General features: G+C 62.5%; 19 protein-coding genes. 14 read left to right on the forward strand and 5 right to left on the reverse strand.

From position 1 onward, the window contains the following. Positions 1-194: 194 nt before the first annotated feature. From urtA to ureG, 13 genes are all read left to right on the forward strand, one after another. Complete coding sequence (gene urtA / locus BLQ92_RS23655) at positions 195-1493, forward strand: urea ABC transporter substrate-binding protein (protein WP_090687034.1); 1299 nt, start codon at positions 195-197, stop codon at positions 1491-1493. A 159-nt stretch (positions 1494-1652) separates the two neighbouring features. Continuing rightward, a complete protein-coding gene (gene urtB, locus BLQ92_RS23660; protein WP_090687036.1) occupies positions 1653-3287 on the forward strand; it encodes an urea ABC transporter permease subunit UrtB in 1635 nt (544 codons plus the stop codon). Position 3288: 1 nt separating this feature from the next. After that, complete coding sequence (gene urtC / locus BLQ92_RS23665) at positions 3289-4473, forward strand: urea ABC transporter permease subunit UrtC (protein WP_090687038.1); 1185 nt, start codon at positions 3289-3291, stop codon at positions 4471-4473. Beyond that, on the forward strand, positions 4470-5333 hold the full coding sequence (gene urtD / locus BLQ92_RS23670; protein ID WP_090687040.1) for an urea ABC transporter ATP-binding protein UrtD: 864 nt from the start codon (positions 4470-4472) through the stop codon (positions 5331-5333). The genes urtC and urtD overlap by 4 nt, the downstream gene beginning before the upstream one ends. A 765-nt stretch (positions 5334-6098) precedes the next feature. Next, positions 6099-6791, forward strand: a complete 693-nt coding sequence (urtE, locus tag BLQ92_RS23680; protein ID WP_090687044.1) for an urea ABC transporter ATP-binding subunit UrtE — start codon at positions 6099-6101, stop codon at positions 6789-6791. 204 nt (positions 6792-6995) lie between these two features. Then, complete coding sequence (locus tag BLQ92_RS23685) at positions 6996-7877, forward strand: urease accessory protein UreD (protein WP_090687046.1); 882 nt, start codon at positions 6996-6998, stop codon at positions 7875-7877. A gap of 694 nt (positions 7878-8571) precedes the next feature. Continuing rightward, the gene (locus tag BLQ92_RS23695) at positions 8572-9375 is read left to right on the forward strand and encodes a transporter substrate-binding domain-containing protein (RefSeq protein WP_090687050.1); all 804 of its coding nucleotides are present in this window, start codon (positions 8572-8574) and stop codon (positions 9373-9375) included. A 156-nt stretch (positions 9376-9531) separates the two neighbouring features. Then, positions 9532-9834 carry an urease subunit gamma gene (gene ureA / locus BLQ92_RS23700; RefSeq protein WP_090687052.1) on the forward strand — a complete coding sequence of 101 codons (303 nt, stop codon included), beginning with the start codon at positions 9532-9534 and terminating at the stop codon, positions 9832-9834. 20 nt (positions 9835-9854) lie between these two features. Then, positions 9855-10160, forward strand: coding sequence for an urease subunit beta (locus tag BLQ92_RS23705; RefSeq protein WP_090687054.1), 306 nt, complete (start codon positions 9855-9857; stop codon positions 10158-10160). A 68-nt stretch (positions 10161-10228) separates the two neighbouring features. Beyond that, positions 10229-11935 (forward strand): urease subunit alpha, encoded by a 1707-nt coding sequence (gene ureC / locus BLQ92_RS23710; protein WP_090687056.1) that lies wholly within the window; start codon positions 10229-10231, stop codon positions 11933-11935. Positions 11936-11938: 3 nt separating this feature from the next. Further along, complete coding sequence (gene ureE / locus BLQ92_RS23715; RefSeq protein WP_090687058.1) at positions 11939-12613, forward strand: urease accessory protein UreE; 675 nt, start codon at positions 11939-11941, stop codon at positions 12611-12613. Then, entirely contained in the window at positions 12600-13280 is a 681-nt protein-coding gene (locus BLQ92_RS23720) for an urease accessory protein UreF (protein WP_090687060.1), read from the forward strand. The genes ureE and BLQ92_RS23720 overlap by 14 nt, the downstream gene beginning before the upstream one ends. A gap of 12 nt (positions 13281-13292) precedes the next feature. Continuing rightward, a complete protein-coding gene (gene ureG / locus BLQ92_RS23725) occupies positions 13293-13940 on the forward strand; it encodes an urease accessory protein UreG (protein ID WP_090687062.1) in 648 nt (215 codons plus the stop codon). A gap of 36 nt (positions 13941-13976) precedes the next feature. Here ureG and BLQ92_RS23730 read toward each other — a convergent pair whose 3' ends face one another. From BLQ92_RS23730 to BLQ92_RS23750, 5 genes are all read right to left on the reverse strand, one after another. Continuing rightward, positions 13977-14726 carry a Fic family protein gene (locus BLQ92_RS23730; RefSeq protein ID WP_090687064.1) on the reverse strand — a complete coding sequence of 250 codons (750 nt, stop codon included), beginning with the start codon at positions 14724-14726 and terminating at the stop codon, positions 13977-13979. Positions 14727-14846: 120 nt separating this feature from the next. Further along, positions 14847-16148 (reverse strand): lipid IV(A) 3-deoxy-D-manno-octulosonic acid transferase, encoded by a 1302-nt coding sequence (gene waaA / locus BLQ92_RS23735; protein WP_090687067.1) that lies wholly within the window; start codon positions 16146-16148, stop codon positions 14847-14849. A gap of 67 nt (positions 16149-16215) precedes the next feature. Continuing rightward, positions 16216-17100 (reverse strand): Kdo hydroxylase KdoO, encoded by an 885-nt coding sequence (gene kdoO, locus BLQ92_RS23740; RefSeq protein ID WP_090687069.1) that lies wholly within the window; start codon positions 17098-17100, stop codon positions 16216-16218. 39 nt (positions 17101-17139) lie between these two features. Next, the gene (gene waaC / locus BLQ92_RS23745; RefSeq protein WP_090687071.1) at positions 17140-18141 is read right to left on the reverse strand and encodes a lipopolysaccharide heptosyltransferase I; all 1002 of its coding nucleotides are present in this window, start codon (positions 18139-18141) and stop codon (positions 17140-17142) included. A 186-nt stretch (positions 18142-18327) separates the two neighbouring features. Continuing rightward, positions 18328-19722, reverse strand: coding sequence for a phosphomannomutase/phosphoglucomutase (locus BLQ92_RS23750; RefSeq protein ID WP_090687073.1), 1395 nt, complete (start codon positions 19720-19722; stop codon positions 18328-18330). 255 nt (positions 19723-19977) lie between these two features. Between BLQ92_RS23750 and BLQ92_RS23755 the strand changes: the two genes are divergently transcribed. Beyond that, a complete protein-coding gene (locus tag BLQ92_RS23755) occupies positions 19978-21252 on the forward strand; it encodes an oligosaccharide flippase family protein (protein ID WP_090687075.1) in 1275 nt (424 codons plus the stop codon). Positions 21253-21304 lie beyond the last annotated feature (52 nt).

Consider the following 21304-nt stretch of genomic DNA (forward strand, 5'->3'; position numbering starts at 1 on the left):
ACCGTCAGATCGCCACCCAATCGCCCGAGTACACCCAGACCGCATCGCAGCACGCGCCACGCCCCTTTCCAGTCAGATTTACCACTTGGCATGTGCCTTGCAGTAACAGTCGTGCAAGCCATGCAGGACAGCCCTCGTTGGCTGGAAACGACGCCCATAAAACACTCTTCAATCCAATGGCAAGGGGTAGGCAAATGAAACGTCGCAGTCTGTTGCAGCTCGGGTCAATATCGGGCGCTTTGGCGCTCGCCGGCCAGAGTCCGTTTGCTAACGCACAATCGAGCAGCGGGCCGATCAAAGTCGGCATTCTGCATTCGCTGTCTGGCACGATGGCGATTTCGGAGACCTCACTAAAAGACACCGCGTTGATGACCATTGCGGAAATCAACAAGAGCGGCGGTGTAAACGGCAGGCAAATCGAAGCGGTGGTGGTGGACCCGGCCTCGAACTGGCCGCTGTTCGCCGAAAAGGCCCGCCAGCTCCTGACCCAGGACAAGTGCGCGGTGGTGTTCGGCTGCTGGACTTCGGTATCGCGCAAGTCGGTACTGCCAGTGTTCGAGGAACTCAACGGTCTGCTGTTCTACCCGGTGCAGTACGAAGGCGAAGAAATGTCGCGCAACGTCTTCTACACGGGCGCCGCGCCGAACCAGCAGGCCATTCCGGCCACCGAATACCTGATGAGCGCCGAAGGCGGCGGCGCCAAGCGCTTCTTCCTGCTCGGCACCGACTACGTCTATCCGCGCACCACCAATAAGATCCTGCGCGCGTTCCTGCAGTCGAAAGGCGTCCAGGAGGCCGACATTCAGGAGGTCTACACGCCGTTCGGCCACAGCGACTACCAGACCATCGTCGCCAACATCAAGACTTTCTCGCAAGGCGGCAAGACGGCCGTGATCTCGACCGTCAACGGCGACTCGAACGTGCCGTTCTACAAGGAACTCGGCAACCAGGGCCTGAAAGCGACCGATGTACCGGTAGTGGCGTTCTCGGTGGGCGAAGAAGAACTGCGCGGCATCGACACCAAACCGCTGGTGGGCAACCTCGCCGCATGGAACTACTTCATGTCGCTGCGCGATCCGGAGAACACCAAGTTCAAGGCAATGTTTGCCAAGTGGGTCAAGGACAACAACCTGCCAGGCGGCGACAAGCGCGTGACCAACGACCCGATGGAAGCGACCTTCGTTGGCATCCATATGTGGAAGCAGGCCGTCGAAAAAGCGAAGAGCACCGATGTCGACAAGGTTCGCGTCGCGATGATCGGCCAGACCTTCAACGCGCCGTCCGGCTTCGTCCTGACGATGGATGGCAACCACCACCTGCACAAGCCGGTGATGATCGGCGAAGTGCGTGCCGACGGCCAGTTCAACGTGGTGTGGCGGACCAAGACGGCCATCCGTGCGCAGCCGTGGAGCCCGTATATCGCCGGCAACGCGGGCAAGCCGGACGTGGTCAGTTCGATTCCGGCCTTCCTGCGCCGTTCGCGGGTCGCCTGATGTAACGGAGGGCGCGCCTCCTGCGCGCCCACTCGTCCCGCTGCGCCACAAAAATCCGGCCAGCGGGACGATCCAACCGCCTCTATAGCGGCTCGACGATGCGGCATCCTTAACGGTTCGATGCCGCACCGCCGCGCCGGTTAATTTTCAAAGGGCACCATGGCGTTTTCCATTCTGAGGCTAGCAAGGCGCAGCATCGGTACGCTCGCCGTCGCACTGTCGACGCTGCTCGCGCTCGCGCCGCTCGCAGCATTTGCACTGACACCGGCCGATATCGCCCCGCTCGCGGGCGACGACTTCGACGCGAAATCCGCGGCCATCGACAAGCTGATTGCCAATCACGATGCACCGTCCCAGGCGCTGCTCAAAGCGCTGTCCCAAGACAACGCGCTCACCACCGACTCCGGCGAGGTGCTGATCCAGGAGGGCGACACCACCAAGGACGCCATCTCCGGCAAGACGGTCAGCGCCCCCGATGCACAGCCGGTCACGCTGAACAACCTGTTGCGCTCGAAGGTCTCAGGCGCCCTGTCCGGTTCGCAACTCGATTCGCCGGATCTGGAAACGCGCCGCGCGGCGATTAACGCGCTGCTGCAAAATCCCGATCCCTCGATGAAGCCGCTGATCGACGCACAACGCGCAAAGGAAACCGACCCGGTCCTGAAGCAGCGCCTCGACACGCTCTGGGCGATGACCGCGCTGCACAACAGCGATCCGGCTACACGCCTCGAAGCAGTGCAACTAGTGGCCGCGCGCCACGACCTCGACATGAACGAACTGCTGCGGCCGCTCGTCGCGAAGAAGCCGGACGGCACCTTCATGGAGAGCGACGAACGCGTGCGCGCCGCCGCTCAAGCCGGGATCGACGAACTCGATTCGATCCAGCGGCGCAGCCAGATTGCCGGCACGCTGTTCGCCGGGCTGTCGCTTGGCAGCGTGTTGCTGCTTGCTGCATTGGGGCTCGCCATCACGTACGGCCTGATTGGCGTCATCAACATGGCGCACGGCGAATTCCTGATGATCGGCGCGTATGCAACCTATGTCGTGCAGAACCTGTTTCAGCACTACGCGCCCGGCGCGTTCAACTGGTACCCGTTGCTCGCCGTGCCGGCCTCGTTCGTCGCGGCGGCGCTGGTGGGGATGGTGCTGGAGCGGCTCGTCCTCAAACATCTGTACGGCCGTCCGCTGGAAACGTTGCTGACGACCTTCGGCGTGAGCCTGATCCTGATCCAGGCCACACGGATGATCTTCGGCGCGCAAAACGTGCAGGTGGAAAACCCGTCGTGGATGAGCGGCGGCGTCACCGTGCTGCCGAGCCTGATCCTGCCATATAACCGGCTAGCAATTCTGGCGTTTTCGCTAATCGTGGTCGGTATCGCCTGGGCAGTCCTCACTAAAACGCGACTCGGCCTGTTCGTGCGCGCCGTCACACAGAATCGCCGCATGGCGGCCTGCGTCGGCGTGAAGACCGCGCGAGTCGATTCGTATGCCTTTGCATTCGGCGCCGGCATTGCGGGACTGGGCGGTTGTGCTCTCTCGCAGATCGGCAACGTCGGGCCGGATCTCGGCCAGAGCTACATCATCGATTCGTTCATGGCGGTGGTGCTGGGTGGCGTCGGTCAACTAGCGGGGACGGTGATCGGCGGCTTCGGGCTCGGGCTGATAAGCAAGGCGATCGAACCGTTCTGGGGCGCCGTGCTGGCGAAGATCGCGGTGCTGGTGCTGATCGTGCTGTTCATCCAGAAACGGCCGCAAGGTATGTTCGCCCTGAAGGGCCGCAGCGCGGAGGTATGAGATGACATCGGCAACCTCCCCTGCTCCCGTGACTTCGTCCGGCACACCGGCGGGCACCGAACGCGCGGCGCAAAGCGGCTTCGCGCTCGGCTTGCCGCCGCGCCCGGCGCTGTTGTCGCGCCCCGCATGGCTGGCGCTGATTGCACTGATCATCGCGATCGGCCTGGGCGTACCGTTCTCTTCACTGGTGTTGCCGGAGACGAGTGCGTTCCACCTCTCCGCGTACATGATGACGCTCACGGGCAAGTTCATGTGCTACGCAATCGGCGCGCTGGCGCTGGACCTCGTGTGGGGCTACTGCGGCATCCTGAGCCTGGGACACGCGCTGTTCTTTGCGCTGGGCGGCTACGCGATCGGCATGTACCTGATGCGCTCGATCGGCCACGAGGGCGTGTATCAGAGCGACTTGCCCGACTTCATGGTGTTCCTCAACTGGCACGCGCTGCCATGGTACTGGGAGGGCACGCAACACCTCTGGTATGCGCTGCTGCTGGTGGTACTGGTGCCAGCCGTGGTGGCATGGGTATTCGGCTTCTTCACGTTCCGCTCGCGGGTGAAGGGCGTGTACCTGTCGATCATCACGCAGGCGCTGACGTTCGCGGCGATGCTGCTGTTCTACCGCAACGAAACCGGCTTTGGCGGCAATAACGGCTTTACCGATTTCAAGCGGATCGGTGGCTTCCCGATCACCCACCCGGGCACGCGCACGGCGCTGTTTCTGATTACCTTTGCGGTACTGGTGCTGGCGTTTCTGGGGGCCCGGGCGATTGTGACCTCGAAGCTCGGCCGCGTCGTGACGGCGGTACGCGACGGAGAAACGCGACTGATGTTCCTCGGCTACAGCCCGCTTGGCTACAAGCTGTTTATCTGGACAGTGTCGGCGGTACTGTGCGGGATTGCTGGGGCGCTGTACGTGCCGCAAGTAGGGATTATCAATCCGGGCGAGATGTCGCCGGGCAATTCGATCGAGATGGCGATCTGGGTGGCGGTGGGCGGCCGCGGCACGCTGATTGGGCCGATTATCGGCGCATTTGCGGTGAATGGCGCGAAGAGCTTTTTCACGGCGAATTTCCCTGAATACTGGCTGTTCTTTCTTGGCTTGATCTTTGTGCTGGTGCCGTTGCTGCTGCCGAACGGGATCATGGGGTTGATCGACCTCGCGCTGCGCAAGAGGAACCGCACATGAACGAAAACCCGATGACGCCTGATCTGGCTTTGCCTGAAGAACCTGCCGAACGCTCGCTAAGCGGCGTACCCGAGTTCGGGCGCGTGGTGACACCCGGCGAAATCGACATATCGCACGGGACGATTCTGTATCTCGAGGATGTGACGGTCAGCTTCGACGGGTTTAGGGCCTTGAATGCGTTGACGCTATCGATCGATGCAGGGGAGTTGCGTTGCATCATCGGGCCGAACGGCGCCGGTAAGACGACGATGATGGATGTGATTACCGGGAAGACGGAGCCCGATTCGGGCAAGGTGTTCCTGGGACAGACGATTGACCTGACGCGGATGAATGAGCCTTCGATTGCGCGCGCGGGGATTGGGCGCAAGTTTCAGAAACCGACGGTATTTGAGCAGCATCCGGTTTGGGAGAATCTTGAGCTGGCGATGAAGACCAATAAGGGGTGGTGGCCATCTTTGCGGGCACGGCTGGATCGTGAGGCTCAAGCGCGGATTGAAGAGACGCTTTCGTTGATTCGATTAGAGAGTGAAGCTCGAAGACTCGCTGGTGAGCTTTCTCATGGGCAGAAGCAGCGGCTGGAGATTGGGATGTTGCTTATGCAGCAACCGGCGCTGCTCTTGCTTGATGAGCCTGCGGCGGGGATGACCGATGATGAGACTATGCAGTTGGCAGAGCTTCTTAATCATCTTCGTGGGACTTGTTCCATGATGGTTGTTGAGCATGATATGGAGTTTGTTGCTGCTCTTTCTGGTGACGCTGGCAAGGTCACTGTTATGGCTGAAGGGCGGGTTCTTGCTCATGGCACTCTTGATGAGGTTAAGAGGGATGAGACTGTCATTGAGTCTTATCTGGGGAGGTAGGTTTTTTTTGCCTGCGGCGCCTTTATCTTTGTTTGGTTTCCTTATTTTGTTGGCCTTTCCTTGCTTTGTTATCGGTCTATTAGCTTTGCCCCTGTGCGGGGCGGCACCTACTTTCTTTGCCGCCGCAAAGAAAGTAGGCAAAGAAAGCGGGCTGACAACCGCTAGCTCTTAGGTGTCCACCACTTGAGCTAACCCGGAGTGGTCCGAAGACAAGACCTGTCCTCGCACCACCCCACTTAGTGACAAAGGACTCATCCATCCCGCGTTCGCACTCCGTGCGCCGCGGTCGGGTTCACCAAACAATCACTCACGTTCGAGGTTCTTGGTTCAGCGGTTAGCGGTTAGCGGTTAGCGGTTAGCGGTTAGCGGTTAGCGGTTAGCGGTTAGCGGTTAAGGGAGATGGTGGTGTTTTAGTTGTGGCGTGTGTAGTAGGGGTTATGCCGAACGGCGGGGCGCGAAGCGTGACGCTGGAGCGGATGACTGCTGTGTCAGCGAGTGGGAATGTGCGAGAGCGGGTCTCGTCTTGGGCCGTTTCCGGAAGTGGACCGAGATGGCTCACTACGGGCTAGCGGGGTGAGCCCGCTTTCTTTGCCTACTTTCTTTGCGGCGGCAAAGAAAGTAGGTGCCGCCCCGCACAGGGGCGAAGCTAATAGACCGATAACAAAGCAAGGAAAGGCCAACGCCGTAGGCAAACAGCGAAAGAGCAAGGCGCCGCAGGCAAAAACCCGTACGCCAAGTACAAAAGAACCCTAGGGAACGAGCAAAATGCTAGAAGTAGACCACCTAAACCAGTACTACGGCGGCAGCCACATCCTGCGCGATGTAAAGCTAACAGTGCCGGACGGCAAACTAACAGTCCTGTTGGGCCGCAACGGCGTAGGCAAAACAACCCTACTCCGTTGCCTGATGGGCGTAGTCCCAACCAAGAGCGGCAACATAGCCTGGCGTGGAACGCCCCTAACCAAACTGCCGACTTATGCCCGCGTAGCCAACGGCCTCGCCTACGTCCCTCAAGGACGCGATATCTTCCCGCGTCTCACGGTCGAAGAGAATCTGCTCGTCGGCGCAGCCAGCAAAAAAGCCCCCTCCAAAATCCCCGACCGGATCTACGAACTCTTCCCCGTCCTCAAAGACATGCGCAGCCGCCGCGGCGGCGACCTGTCCGGCGGTCAGCAGCAACAACTCGCCATCGGCCGCGCCCTCATGAGCGAGCCGCAACTCCTCATCCTCGATGAACCCACCGAAGGTATTCAACCCTCCATCATCCAGGACATCGGCCGGACGCTGCGACAACTCGTCGAAGAAATGGGCCTCACCGTCCTACTCGTCGAGCAGTACTACGACTTCGCGAAAGCGATCGCCGATCGATACTGGGTCATGAGCCGCGGTGAAATCGTCGCCGGAGGTGAAGGCGCCAACATGGATGCAGACGGAGTCCGCGCCCTCATCGCCGTGTAATCGCTGCGATAGACATAGTCGTACACGCGGACACGGACGAGCGGGCCATCCTCTGCGTCGTGCGAGTGGCACATGCTATCCTCGCCGCATCTCAATGCCGCGCTGATCGTCGCCAGAAACAGGTTCGCCACACGCCGAACCCCAAGCGCGCCGGTTAAGCGGCGGTTTAGCAGCCGTCACGCACACCCGACTACGTACACTCGCATGTCGCTTCATGAAAACCACGTCACACTCGCCACGGCGCAGTCTGCTGCGCATGCCCAGTGGCGCGCCAGGCTCGAACTCGGCTTCGCGAAGCACGGGGCACGCACGACGCTTGCGCATCGCCTGCACGACGGCCCCCTGCGCGTACAACGCCCGCTTTACCCCGAAGGCCAGACCATCTGTCATGCGGTAATCGTGCACCCGCCGGGGGGCATCGCGGGCGGCGACCAGCTTCATATCGACGTGGCGCTCGATCCCGCGACGCACGCCGTGCTGACCACACCCGGCGCGACCAAGTGGTACAAGTCGAACGGACGCGCCGCGCTGCAGCAAGTCAACGTCCGCGTCGGCGCGCATGCGAAGCTTGACTGGCTGCCGCAGAACAACATCGTCTTCGATCACGCCAACGCCACGCTCGAGTTCACGCTCTCGATGGCCGAGGGAGCCACCGCGCTTGGCTGGGATGCCACCCAGATCGGCCGCCAGGCAGCGGGCGAACGCTGGACCGCCGGGTCGCTCCGCGCAGTCTCGCGGATCGTCGGTCCGGACGGGCAATTGCTATGGCTCGAACGCGCCAACCTCGACGCCACCGATCCGCTGCGCGACGCCCCCCAGGGTCTCGCCAGCTTCCCCGCCTACGGCACCTTATGGGCGGTCGGCCCCGCTTGCGACGATACGCTCGCCGAAACGCTGAGCGCCGACCTCCCGTTCAACGACACCCTGCGAGCGGCCGCCACGTGCGTCACGCCAGGGGTGGTGCTGGTGCGGGCGGTGGCGCGTTCGATGGAGTCACTGCAACGCGCGCTGACGCAATGCTGGCTGCAATTGCGTCCGGTCGTGCATGGCGTCGAAGCAGTGCCGCTGCGAATCTGGACGACCTAAGAAACAAATAAACGCACGCCGACCGTGCCAACCGCTCCGGGACCACAATCCCGGAGCGGTCGGCACAGCACAGCACAGCACAGCACAGCACAGCACAGCACAGCACAGCACGGTCAGCGTACATTTGCGATACTGCCGATGCGAGGTAGGCGCGCACAAGAACCCTGTGATGAACCGTACCGAGGCGCACGAAGTGCGCGCGCGGGATGAATGAGCCCTGTGTCACTGGGTGTAAATATGCGAGGGCAGGTCTCGTCTTGGGCCGTTCCCGATGGCAGACCGAGATGGCTCACTACTCGCTGGCGGTGTGAGCCCGCTTTCTTTGCTTACTTTCTTTGCGGCGGCAAAGAAAGTAAGTGCCGCCCCGCACAGGGGCGAAGCTAATAGACCGATAAGAATGCAAGGAAAGGCCAACGCCGTAAGGCAAACAGCCAAAAACAAACACGAACAAACCGATAACAAACCAAGGAAAGGCCACCACCGCAAGAACCCCGCCAAGCGCCGCAGGCAAAAAAAGAAACGCTCCTCAATCCCCAAACCAGCGCACACCCCCGCCCCACAACGGTGCACAGCCACCCTAAGCGCGCCGCGCAGGCCCACTGCACCAGCATGGCACATAGCTTGCTAGCCAAAGCACCACGATGCCACCGCACCAGACGATGGCCAACCGCTTCGCTCACCACCGCTCACGACCATGACTCGACCGCTCATTCGCCACACGCGCCGCGCCTGGCTTGCCGCCTTATTGATCTCTCCAGTGCTAGCACTGACCGCCCCCGTTGCACAAGCCGACGCACTCGACAACATCACCAAAGCCGGTGTATTGAAAGTAGCAGTCCCGGAAGACTATCCCCCATTCGGCTCGGTCGGCCCCGACATGCAACCACAAGGCTACGACATCGACACCGCCGCGCTGCTAGCCAAATCACTGAACGTCAAGTTGCAACTGATACCGGTGAACAGCGCGAACCGCATCCCCTACCTGCAGACAAATAAAGTGGATCTGGTGATCTCCTCGCTCGGCAAAACGCCTGACCGCGAAAAGGTGATCGACTTCTCGAATGCCTACGCCCCCTACTATCAAGGCGTATTCGGCCCCGCCGACATCAAGGTGAACAGCCCCGCCGATCTCACCGGTGTGACAGTCGGCGCCACACGTGGCGCGCTCGAAGAAATCGCCCTCACACAGATGGCGCCGAACGCCACCATCAAGCGCTTCGAAGACAACAACGCCACCATTGCCGCGTTCCTCTCCGGCCAGGTGCAACTGATCGCCGCGGGCAATATCGTCGCCGCCGCCATCAATGCAAAGAATCCGCCACGCCGCCCAGAACCTAAGTTCGTTATAAAGGATTCACCATGCTTCGTCGGCATGAACAAGAATGAAAGCCGGCTGATGGCGAAGGTCAACGGCGCTATCGCCCAAGCGAAGGCCGACGGCACGCTCAACGCGATGTCGAAGAAGTGGTTTGGCGCGCCCTTGCCGGCTCATCTGTAATCGACTCGTCAATTTGGCCACATATCTTTGTAAGCTGATCTGGCGTTAAGCTTGTCGCGGCTCATCGGGCAGTCCTTGCGCGAACCTGATGATGCCCGCCCCCGATTGCATTGCGCGCCTGTCCCGCTGGGCAGGCGCAACCCAACCAGACCTCCGATGAAGCTGACACCCCGCGAGAAGGACAAGCTGCTGATCTTCACCGCTGCGCTGCTGGCCGAGCGCCGTCGCGCGCGCGGTCTGAAACTGAACTACCCGGAAGCAATCGCGTTCATTTCGGCAGCGCTAATGGAAGCGGCACGCGACGGCAAGACGGTTGCCGAAGTCATGCACTACGGCACCACGCTGCTCACTCGTGACGACGTGATGGAAGGCATACCTGAAATGATTCCGGACATTCAGGTAGAAGCCACCTTTCCCGACGGCACGAAACTCGTGACCGTCCACCATCCGATTCCCTGACCCTGCCTTCGGAGCTCCTGATGATTCCCGGCGAACTTCTCACCGACGACGGCGAGCACGAACTCAACGCGGGCCGCGCAACGGTCACAGTCACCGTGTCGAACACCGGCGACCGTCCGGTGCAAATCGGCTCGCACTACCATTTCTACGAAGTGAATCCGGCGCTGTCGTTCGACCGTGAGGCGGCGCGCGGCTTTCGGCTGAACATTGCCGCGGGCACCGCCGTGCGCTTCGAGCCAGGCCAGGAACGCACTGTCGAGCTGGTCGAACTGGCGGGCCAGCGCGTCGTCTACGGCTTCAACAGCAAGGTCATGGGTCCGCTGTGAGCCGGCGGCATTAGCCCCCGCATCGAGCGCTGCACGCACCCGCCCCGTCACTTTCCGGACTTCACACCATGACATTACGTATTGGCCGCCGCGCATACGCGGAAATGTTCGGCCCCACGACCGGCGATCGCGTGCGACTCGCCGACACCGAATTGCTGATCGAAATCGAACGCGACTACACCACCTACGGCGAAGAAGTGAAGTTCGGCGGCGGCAAGGTGATCCGCGACGGCATGGGCCAGTCGCAGCGCGTCGCGGCCGAGGTGGTCGATACGGTTGTCACCAACGCGGTGATCCTCGATCACTGGGGCATCGTCAAGGCCGATATCGGCATCAAGAACGGCCGCATTGCGGCGATCGGCAAAGCTGGCAATCCGGACATCCAGCCGGGCGTGACGATTCCTATTGGCGCGGCCACCGAAGTCATTGCCGGTGAAGGGCTGATCGTGACGGCGGGCGGCATCGATACGCACATTCACTTCATCAGCCCGCAACAGATCGACGAAGCGCTCGCGAGCGGCGTGACGACGATGATCGGCGGCGGCACCGGTCCGGCCACCGGCACCAATGCCACCACCTGTACGCCCGGACCGTGGCATCTCGAACGGATGCTGCAAGCCGCCGATGGCTATCCGATGAATCTCGGCTTTCTCGGCAAGGGCAACGTGAGCTTGCCTGAGCCGGCGACCGAGCAGATCGCCGCGGGCGCAATCGGCCTCAAGCTGCATGAGGACTGGGGTTCGACACCTGCGGCAATCGATAACTGTCTTTCCGTTGCCGACGACACCGACACCCAGGTCGCGATCCACACCGATACGCTGAACGAAGCCGGCTTCGTCGAAGCGACGGTTGCTGCGTTCAAGGGCCGCACGATCCACACATATCACACCGAAGGCGCGGGCGGCGGCCACGCACCGGACATCATCAAGGTTTGCGGCGAGGCGAACGTGCTGCCGTCGTCGACCAATCCGACCCGGCCGTACACCATCAATACGCTCGAAGAGCACCTCGACATGCTGATGGTGTGCCACCACCTGGATCCGTCGATTGCAGAGGACATCGCGTTTGCCGAGTCTCGCATCCGTCGCGAGACCATCGCGGCCGAAGATATCCTGCATGACCTCGGTGCGCTGTCGATGCTCTCCTCCGATTCGCAGGCCATGGGCCGCGTGGGCGAAGTGATCATCCGCACGTGGCAGACCGCGCACAAGATGAAGGTGCAACGCGGTGCGCTGCCGGAAGACAATGCGCGCGCCGATAACTTCCGCGCCAAGCGCTATGTCGCCAAGTACACGATCAATCCGGCCATCACGCACGGCATCGCGCACGAAGTCGGCTCGATCGAACCGGGCAAGTGGGCCGATCTGGTGTTCTGGGAGCCGGCGTTTTTCGGCATCAAGCCGTCGCTGATTCTCAAGGGCGGCATGATCGCGATGGCGCAGATGGGCGATCCGAATGCCTCTATTCCGACGCCGCAGCCGGTGCACTACCGCGATATGTTCGCCACGCGTGGCGGCGCTTTGGCACGGACCTCACTGACCTTTGTGTCGCAGATGAGCGCCGATGCAGGTATCGCGGAGCGCTACGGTTTGACCAAGCGGATCGTGCCGGTGAAGAACTGCCGCAACATCAGCAAGGCCGACATGATTCACAACGCCTGGCGTCCGGCGATCAGCGTCGATCCGGAAACCTATCAAGTGATCGCGGACGGCCAGTTGCTGACCTGCGAGCCGGCCACCGTGCTGCCGATGGCGCAACGTTACTTCCTGTTCTAAGCCATGCGCACCATCGACAAACTGATCGCTCCCAACGTCAAGCTCGCTGCCGTGCTGGTCAAGCGCGCGCCGACGCTCACCCTCGACTTCGACGCGCGCCGCAAGAGCCGTCTGGCGGCGACGCTCGACAACGGTGAAGAGGTGGCGCTGGTGTTGCCGCGCGGCACGGTGTTGCGCGACGGCGATGTGCTGGTGGCGCAGGACGGTGGGCTGGTGCGCGTGGTCGCGGCGGCCGAAGCGGTGCTGATGGTTACCGCGCGGGATAGGTTGACGCTTACGCGGGCGGCCTATCACCTTGGCAATCGGCATACGCCGGTTGAAGTGGGCGCGGATTATCTGAAGCTCGAATACGATCCGGTGCTCGCGGATATGCTCAAGCGGATCGGGGCGATGGTCGAGCAGGTGACGTTGCCGTTTCAGCCGGAGTCTGGGGCTTATGGCGGTGGACATAAGCACGGGCATGACGAGACGTTTGCTGAAGACTATGCGCTCGCGCAGCAGGTTTATGGCGAGCATCATGGGCATGATCATAGCCATGGACATGACCATGAGCACGAAGGCCATAGTCACGCGCATGACCACGAACACGACCATGGGCACGACCATAGCCACGAGCACGACCACAGCGACTGCGACGCGTCCTGCGACCACGATCACTCGAAACATGCGCATCGCTGAACTCACGGCACTGCTTCATCTCGCGTCGCCGGCGTTACCGATCGGCGCGTTCAGCTATTCGCAGGGTCTGGAAGCGGCTATCGAAGCACACCTGATTACCGACGCCGACAGCGCACGCGACTGGATCGCCAGCGGCCTCACCAACGTGCTCGCGCTCGGCGAGCTACCGTTCCTCGCACATCAGATCGAACGCTGGCACGCGCATGACGCAGCGGGCCTCGCACTCGCCAATAGCGAATTCCTCGCGAGCCGTGAATCCGCGGAACTGCGCCGCGAAACCGAACAGATGGGCTGGTCGTTGCGGCAATTGTGCGTTTCGCTCGAATGGGGCGACGCCGATCGCCGCGCCACGCTCGCGGCAATGACGCCTCTGGCACAACCCACTGCGTTCGCCTACGCCTCCTTCGCCCACGACGTCCCTGCAGACGCCGCACTCGCCGCTTACGCGTTCAGTTGGGTTGAAAACCAGGCAGCAGCCGCTTTGAAAGCCGTCCCGCTTGGGCAACTCGCAGGACAACGCATCATCGTCGCGTTGCGTGGGCCCATCGACGCCGCCGTCCAACGCGCGCTCGCCACCGCGCCAGACGACATCAACACCTTCGCGCCGCAACTCGGCATTTTGTCGGCGCGTCACGAGTCGCAGTATTCGCGGCTCTTCCGCTCTTAGAAAAGATCGATCATGAACGCACTTCAGCACCACACCGCTCATCGCACCAAGAAACTGCCGCCGCTGCGCGTGGGCGTTGGCGGCCCGGTCGGCTCCGGCAAGACTACGCTGCTCGAAATGCTCTGCAAGGCGATGCGTGACCGCTACGACCTCGTCGCGATCACCAACGACATCTACACCAAAGAAGACCAGCGTCTGCTGACGGTGGCAGGCGCGCTACCGGCGGAACGGATCATGGGCGTGGAAACGGGCGGCTGCCCGCACACCGCGATCCGTGAAGACGCGTCGATCAATCTGGAAGCCGTCGACCGCATGCTGACGCGCTTTCCCGATGCGGACATCGTGTTCATCGAATCGGGCGGCGACAACCTGGCGGCGACCTTCAGCCCGGAACTGTCGGACCTGACGATCTATGTGATCGACGTGGCAGGTGGAGAGAAGATTCCGCGCAAGGGCGGTCCGGGTATCACGAAGTCGGATCTGCTGGTGATCAACAAGACGGACCTCGCGCCGATGGTCGGTGCGAATCTCGATGTGATGGCTTCGGACGCGAAGAAGATGCGCGGCGAGCGGCCGTTCGTGATGTGCAATCTGAAGGCACTCGACGGTTTGGCTGAGGTGATCTCGTTTATCGAGAAGAAGGGTTTGCTGACGGTTTGACGTGCCAACGCGGGCGATAACGCATAGCGCGCCTCGTCAAGTCTCCGGATGGCATTCCACAAGGAATGCCATCATCTCGGTCGCATCCTTCGAAGTATAGAAACCCACCATCTTCTCGTTGAAGTCGCCAGCGCGCTGAGCCGGCACGCTGATCGCATCAATGCCGTTCGACATCAGCACGCCGTTCATCATGAAGCGCGACGTGCGGTTGTTGCCGTCGAAGAAGAACTGCTGCAATGCGCCAAAGAGAAAGAAGGCGCAACCGCGCTCGAAGGGATTGTCGACCTGCTCGGTGAGTGCACGCGTGCCTGCTGCAAAAACGCGATTCAACTCGGGCGCGCCTGCAACAGTAGGTAACGGCGTATAGCGTCCCCTCTCCCCTAATGCCACATCCGGTGTGTAGTGGGTCTCTTCGCCTTCGCCACGAAACACGCCCCATTCGAGCGCTTCGTTGCGAGCGACGATGCGGTGCAGATCGCAGAACGTCGCCTTGTCGAGCGCGAACCTCTCTCGCTGAACCAGCGAAAGTAGATACTTCGAACTGTCCGCGAGGTTCAGGATCTGCTCCTGATCCGAAATCTTCCTGCCACCGACAGTCACGCCGTCCAAAAGCGTTTTGACTTCAGGAAACGTGAACGGATTGCCTTCGAGTACGCTCGCATCCCACACGAATTCCGGCAACATCCGATGGAAGCGGAAGCAAACACGTTTGAGCGAATGGGTCGGCAGATCTTGTGGAATCGCCGCGCGGTCCCATTGGAAGCCGAGGTCGGTGAAGAGCGTCATAGGTAGATCATTTAGAAAGCGTTGGGTAGCGCGTGAAGGTGAGCGTCAATACCCTTTGTTCGCAGGATATACGATTTATCGCCGCACAAAACGGCCCGACAATCCAAACCCAGCCAAGGGTCACTCCGGCAACAACGCCATCAAAACATCCACCGTCCGCGCCGTCGCCCCGCGATGGCGCGCCGCAAACGCTGAAGCCGCGCCACTCATCGCCGTGCGCCGCGCCTTATCGCTAAACAACTCACGCAGCGCTCGCGCCAGATCCGCCGGATCCTGCACCTGCACCGCCGCACCCGCCGCCACCGCATCCGCCGTAGCCTGCGTGAAATTGAACACATGCGGCCCGATCAGCACCGGCACACCCACCGCACACGCTTCAATCAGATTCTGCCCACCCAGCGGCAGCAAGCTGCCGCCGATAAACGCCAGATCCGACGCCGCATAGTAAGCACCTAGCTCACCCATCGAGTCACCAAGCAAAACGGTCACATTGGCCGGCAACGCACGCGCCGCACTCTGCGCCGATGCCCCCGCCGCACCCGGCGCCCACGTCGACCGACGCTCACACCGCAGCCCCGTTCTCTCAACCAGCGCCGCCACTTCGTTAAAGCGCTGCGGATGACGCGGCACCAGAATCAGCAAAGCATCCTCGACACCCAGCGCCGCAAACGCCTGCAGCACCAGTTCCTCTTCGCCCTCGCGCGTACTCGCCGCCACCCACACCGGCCGCATGCCGATCGCGGCACGCCAGGCATGACCACGCGCCGCCAGTTCAGGCGGCGTGCTCATATCGAACTTCAGATTCCCTAGCACCGCGACGTTACGTGCGCCGAGCGCCGTCAAACGCTCCGCATCCGACGGGCTCTGCGCCAGCACTCGCGCAAAGCCACCGAACACCTCGCGCGTGCCCTTGCCGAACTTCGCGGCCCGCTTGAACGAGCGCGCCGACATCCGCGCATTGGTCAGCACCAGCGGCACATCGGCGCGCCGGCATTCCTCGATCAGCGTCGGCCACACTTCGGTTTCCATCACCAACCCAAGCGACGGCCGCCACGCGCGCAAAAAGCGCCGCACCAGATGCGGCATGTCATACGGCACGTAGCTTCGCAAAACGCGGTCGCCGAAAATCTGCTCGCTGGTAGCGCGCCCGCTCGGCGTCATATGCGTCAGCAGAATGCGCGCATCGGGCCGCGCTTTCATCAACGCCTCGATCAGCGGTTGCGCCGCGCGGGTCTCGCCCACCGACACCGCATGCACCCAGATCAACGGAGCATCGTCCTCCGGCAGCCTGCCGCGCGTGTAGCCGAAGCGCTCGCCGATATGCTCGCGATAACCGCGCTCCTTACGCGAGCGGATCAGCAAACGCAGCACCGCCACCGGCGCGATGATCCACCAGAGCGCGTTATAGATTGCCCTTAACATCCACGCTCCGCGCTCACGTCCGCAATATTGTTGAAATCGGCGCGGCCTCGCGCAACACTCGTGGCGTTCAAACCAGCGCCCTGCCCTTGAGGCGTTCGAGAATGCCAAGCGGCGCGCACTCGGGCTGCGCCATCGCCTTGACCGGCAGGAAGAAGGTCTGCTCCATCATGAACTGCCCGGACATCACGGCGTGCGAGGTCTGATCGGAGAAACACACCCACACGCAGCCCGGCGGAAACGGCATGGTCTCCTGCGGGCTCGACTTCTGGTACTCGAGATCGGCCTTCATGCCGTCGTGCAGATTCAGCATCAGATGGTCGTATTCGCTGCGCGGCGACTTGGTCACGTGCAGCAGGTTCATCAGCCATGCGGAACCGGGCATCTGCGGCTTGATACCCGGCAGGAAGCGTTTGGCCATCTCCTCGAACGGCTCGCCCACCCGCCACACGCGCGGCGCGCCGTTCGGGTTGATGTTGGTGAACACGCGCAAGATCCGCTCGCCGTAGTTCGGCCGCGACGGGAAGGCATCGACGTGCAGGCGGCTATCGTCCTTGCGCCACGAGGTCTGGCGGGTTTCCACCTGATGCAGCCGCAGGCTCGTCGGCGCCACGCGCAGCTTGCCGTCGTACTCGGGAAACAGGCCATCCACCAGCGAGCGCGCATTGGCCTGGTAACGTGCGATCAAGGCGCGCACCGCCGATTGCGTCACGGCGTCGCCCACCACGCCATGCAGTGCGCCACCGTTCGGTTCGAGACTGATGTTCTTGCGGTTCGGATCGGCCAGCGCCGGGTCGAGCAGCGCTTGTTCGCCGCCTTCGATCGCAAAACGCAAATTCGGGAAATACAGCACCTTGCCGCGTTCGACGCCGGCCAGCAGCGTTTCGCGCGGCACAGACAGGTTGTGTCCGTGCCAGTCAGCGCTTGCAACTTCGATGATCTGGGTTTCGTTCATGGTCGCCCTTGAAAAGCGGATGGAGCGTAAGGCCGGGCGCTATAGCAGCCCGAACCCGGCCAGCGCGGACTTCACCTGCTGCAGCGTCGGCGGCTGGCCAGCGGTGCCGAGATTGACCACATTCGGCGACCAGTAGCCGCCAGTGCGCCAGGCGGTCGCGAAATTGTACAACTCGACCGTAGGCCGCTTCAGCGCGGCCGCAATATGAACTAGACCTGTGTCAACCCCGACCGTGGCCGCTGCGCCGTCGATCAGGCCGACCACCGCCGGCAGCGACAGCCGCGGCGGCACGATCGCGGCCGCCCCGAATTCCTTGGCGAGCCGCTCGCTCGTGACGCGTTCCGCGTCGCTGCCCCACGGCAGCACGATCGAGGCGCCGCGCCGCACCAGCGACTGGCCCAGCTCGATCCACGCGGCATCCGGCCATTGCTTGTCGGCGCGCGAGGTGGCATGCACGAACACCACGTACGGCACCGGCAGGTTCAGATTCGCCTCGGACAGAGCCAGCGCGGCGCGGCCGGTATCGAGGCCAAAATCGATCTCATCGGTGGGTTCGGGCTTCGGGTCGTTCAGCGCGGCGGCGACGAGCTGGCGCGTGCGTTCCACCACATGGGTACGCGGCTCGATCGGCACACGCTTGTCGTAGAAGAAGCGCACCGGCCATTCGAAGCCGGCGCCGTCGGTGCGGTTGGCAAGGCCAACCACCGGCCCGCGCGCCATGCTGGCCACCCATGCGGTCTTGATCAGCCCCTGGCAGTCGATCACCAGATCGTACTTCTCGGCGGCGAGCGCGCGGCGGAAGGCGCCGATTTCGCGCCAGTTCTCGAGCGACAGCAGACGCTTGCGCCAGCGCCGCAGCGAGACGGGGATAGCCCGGCGCACGCCGCCCACAAGCTGCACGAGCCCCATGAAGCTCTCTTCGACGAGCCAGTCGATCTGCGCATCGGGATGGCGGCGGCGAATGTCCGCGATCACCGGCATGTTGTGAACGACGTCGCCCAGCGACGACACCCGCACGATCAGTATCTTTTGCACGCTCAAGAGTGGAACGCCGGCAATCCGGCCATAAGATGCGTTGAAAGGACGGCAATTTTAGCTTGCCGCGTGCAAAAAACATGAAAAAACGCGGCGCGGCAAGAAAAGCACCGCGCCGCGTCTGGCGGCGATCCTACCCGGCGCGCATGGCGGCCGTCAGGCGGGCCATGCATGCCACCGCCCTTGCAGCGGTTAGAACGGCAGTTTGGCGTCCGGCTTCTCCGCCAGAATCACGCGGCGGAAGTCTTCCTGAATGCGGGTCAGCGCGGCGTCGTTATCCGCCTCGAAACGCATCACGACGACCGGCGTGGTGTTCGACGAACGCGCCAGACCGAAGCCGTCCGGGTACTCGACGCGCAGGCCGTCGATCTTCACGACGTCATCCGCGCCGGTGAACTGGGCGCTCTTTTGCAGACGCGCGATCAGTTCGAAGTTTTCGCCTTCTTCGAGCTTCAGTTGCAGCTCCGGCGTGGAATGCGAATTGGGCAGCGAGTTCAGCAGCGCGCTCGGATCGGCCACGCGGGCGAGGATTTCCAGCAGACGCGCCCCCGTGTACAGGCCGTCGTCGAAGCCGTACCAGCGGTCCTTGAAGAACACGTGGCCGCTCATTTCGCCGGCCAGCGGGGCGCCGGTTTCGCGCAGCTTGGCCTTCACCAGCGAGTGGCCGGTCTTCCACATCAGCGGCTCGCCGCCCTTGTCCTTCACCCATTTCGCCAGATTGCGCGTGCACTTGACGTCATAGATGATCTGCGCGCCCTTGTTGCGCGACAGCACTTCCTCGGCGAACAGCATCAACTGACGGTCCGGATAGATGATCTGGCCGTCCTTGGTGACCACGCCCAGACGATCGCCGTCGCCGTCGAACGCGAAACCGATTTCAGCGTCGGTTTCCTTCAGCGCCTTGATCACGTCCTGGAGGTTTTCCGGGTGAGCCGGGTCCGGGTGGTGATTCGGGAAGTTGCCGTCGATTTCCGTGAACAGTTCAACCAGTTCGCAGCCGAGCTTCTTGAATAGCTTCGGTGCGAGCCCCCCGGCGACGCCGTTGCCCGTATCCACGACGATCTTCAGCGGACGAGCCAGCTTGATGTCGCTGACGATGCGCTCGAGGTAAGCATCGGCGATGTCGTAGTCGGTGTAGCTGCCGCTGCCGCTTGCGAAGTTATCGTCGACGATGCGCTGATGCAGCCCGAGGATCTGCTCGCCGTAGATGGCCGCACCGCGCAGCACCATCTTGAAGCCGTTGTAGTCCGGCGGGTTGTGGCTGCCCGTCACGACGATGCACGAGTCGACGCGGCGCTCGCCGCCTGCCAACTGCAGCGGCACGCTCGCTGCAAAGTAGCCGACCGGCGTCGGCACCATGCCGACATTGACCACATCGACGCCCGCCGAGCGCAGGCCGTCCGACAGCGCTGCGACCAGTTCGGGACCCGACAGGCGGCCGTCACGGGCCACCACGACGGCGTCGCCGCCTTGCGCACGCACTTCACTGCCGAACGCGCGGCCGATCAGACGAGCGGTATCGGCGTCGAGTGTCTTGCCGATCACGCCGCGAATGTCATACGCCTTGAAAATAGATTTAGAGATCATGGTTGGCTCACTTGCGTGCATTGGAAAAGTTGACCGGTACCTTGTGTGGTTATCTGCGGTCTTGGGTGGTCATCGCGTGGCGCCCCTGCCGGAAGCACTCCGGTTCCAACTTATAATTGCGCTTTTCTGACACGCCTTATAGACGACTATTCTAATGCTTAGACGCCCTCCTCTTGCAAAGTTGCCGCTTCGGACGGCCAGGCGGGCAATCGCACCGGCAGCCGCGACGAATCGGGCTACGCGGGCAGGCGCTGGATGCTGACGCTCAAACGCTTCTCCGAGCGCTTCACCAATCCCGACGTGACGCGGGCGTTCGCGAATATCGTCTGGCTCGGGCTGGAACGGCTGACGCAGATCGCCGTCGCCATTCTCATCAGCGGCATGCTGGCGCGCTACTTCGGCCCGGATACCTTCGGCAAGTGGCAGTATGCCAATACGCTGCTGCTGGTGCTCTCGCCCATTACCTGGGTGTGCGGCGCCGAAATCCTCGTGCCGACCATCGTCAACCGGCCGCCGGCGCAACTGGGCACCGTGCTGGGGAGCGCCTTCGCGCTGCGCATTTCGGTCTCGGCGGGTGCGCTGCTGCTGACCTGGATCGGCATTGCCGCCGGGCTCACCGATCCGCTCGTCGGCGCCATGCTGGCCGGGCTGGCCGTGACCATGCTGTTCCGCGAGCCGTTTGTCGGCGTGATCAATTCGTGGCTGCAGAGCATGACCTACAGCAAGCCGCAATTGCTGACCAGCATGAGCACCGCCATCGTCAAGGCGGGGCTCGTCTACCTGCTGGTGCGGGCCGCCACCACGCCGTCGCGTTTCGGCTGGCTGTGGGCGCTGGAATCGGCGGCAATCGGCGCCGTGCTGCTCGGGTATTACATCCGCCGTCATGGCGGCAAGCTCGGCTGGCACCTCGACCGCTCGCTCTTCAAGCACTTCGCCACGGCCGGCACGGTGTTCTGGCTCGGCCTGATCTGTATGTACCTGTTCCTGAAACTCGACCGCTTGATGCTGGAACGGGCCATTTCGTTTGCCGACCTCGGCCGTTATTCAGCCGCCCAGCAACTGAACGAAAACTGGATCACGCTCGCGTTGATGCTGGCGCAGACCATCGCCCCCGCCTTCGTCTACCGGGTCCAAAACCCGGCTCAACTGCGCCGCAACATGTGGCGCCTGACCGCAATGACCGCGGCCTTGATGATCGGCGGCGCGGTGGTGCTCGACCTGCTGGCGGGGATCATCATCCGCCGCGTGTTCGGCCCGGCCTACGAAGGCGCCATCGAGATTTTCCGCTGGGCCGTGTGGCTCTCCGTGCCGGCCGGTATCGAGGCGATCGGCAACCTGATCGTGCTGAAGTATCAGGCCAAGTTCGTGCTGCTGGCGAAGTGGCTGCTGGCGCTCGCCGTGGCGTTCGTCGTCAATCTGCTGGCGATTCCACGCCTTGGCGCCTATGGCGCGCTGGTCGGACTCGCGCTCGGCTACCTGGCCGCCGCCTCGGTCAACCTCTATTACATTCGCTTCAAGCTGCGCCCATGACGAATTCACCCGCCTCTGCGCACAACCCGCAAGCGCCGGCAGCAACGCCACC

The sequence above is a fragment of the Paraburkholderia phenazinium genome (assembly GCF_900100735.1).
In the GTDB taxonomy this organism is placed as follows: Bacteria; Pseudomonadota; Gammaproteobacteria; order Burkholderiales; family Burkholderiaceae; genus Paraburkholderia; species Paraburkholderia phenazinia.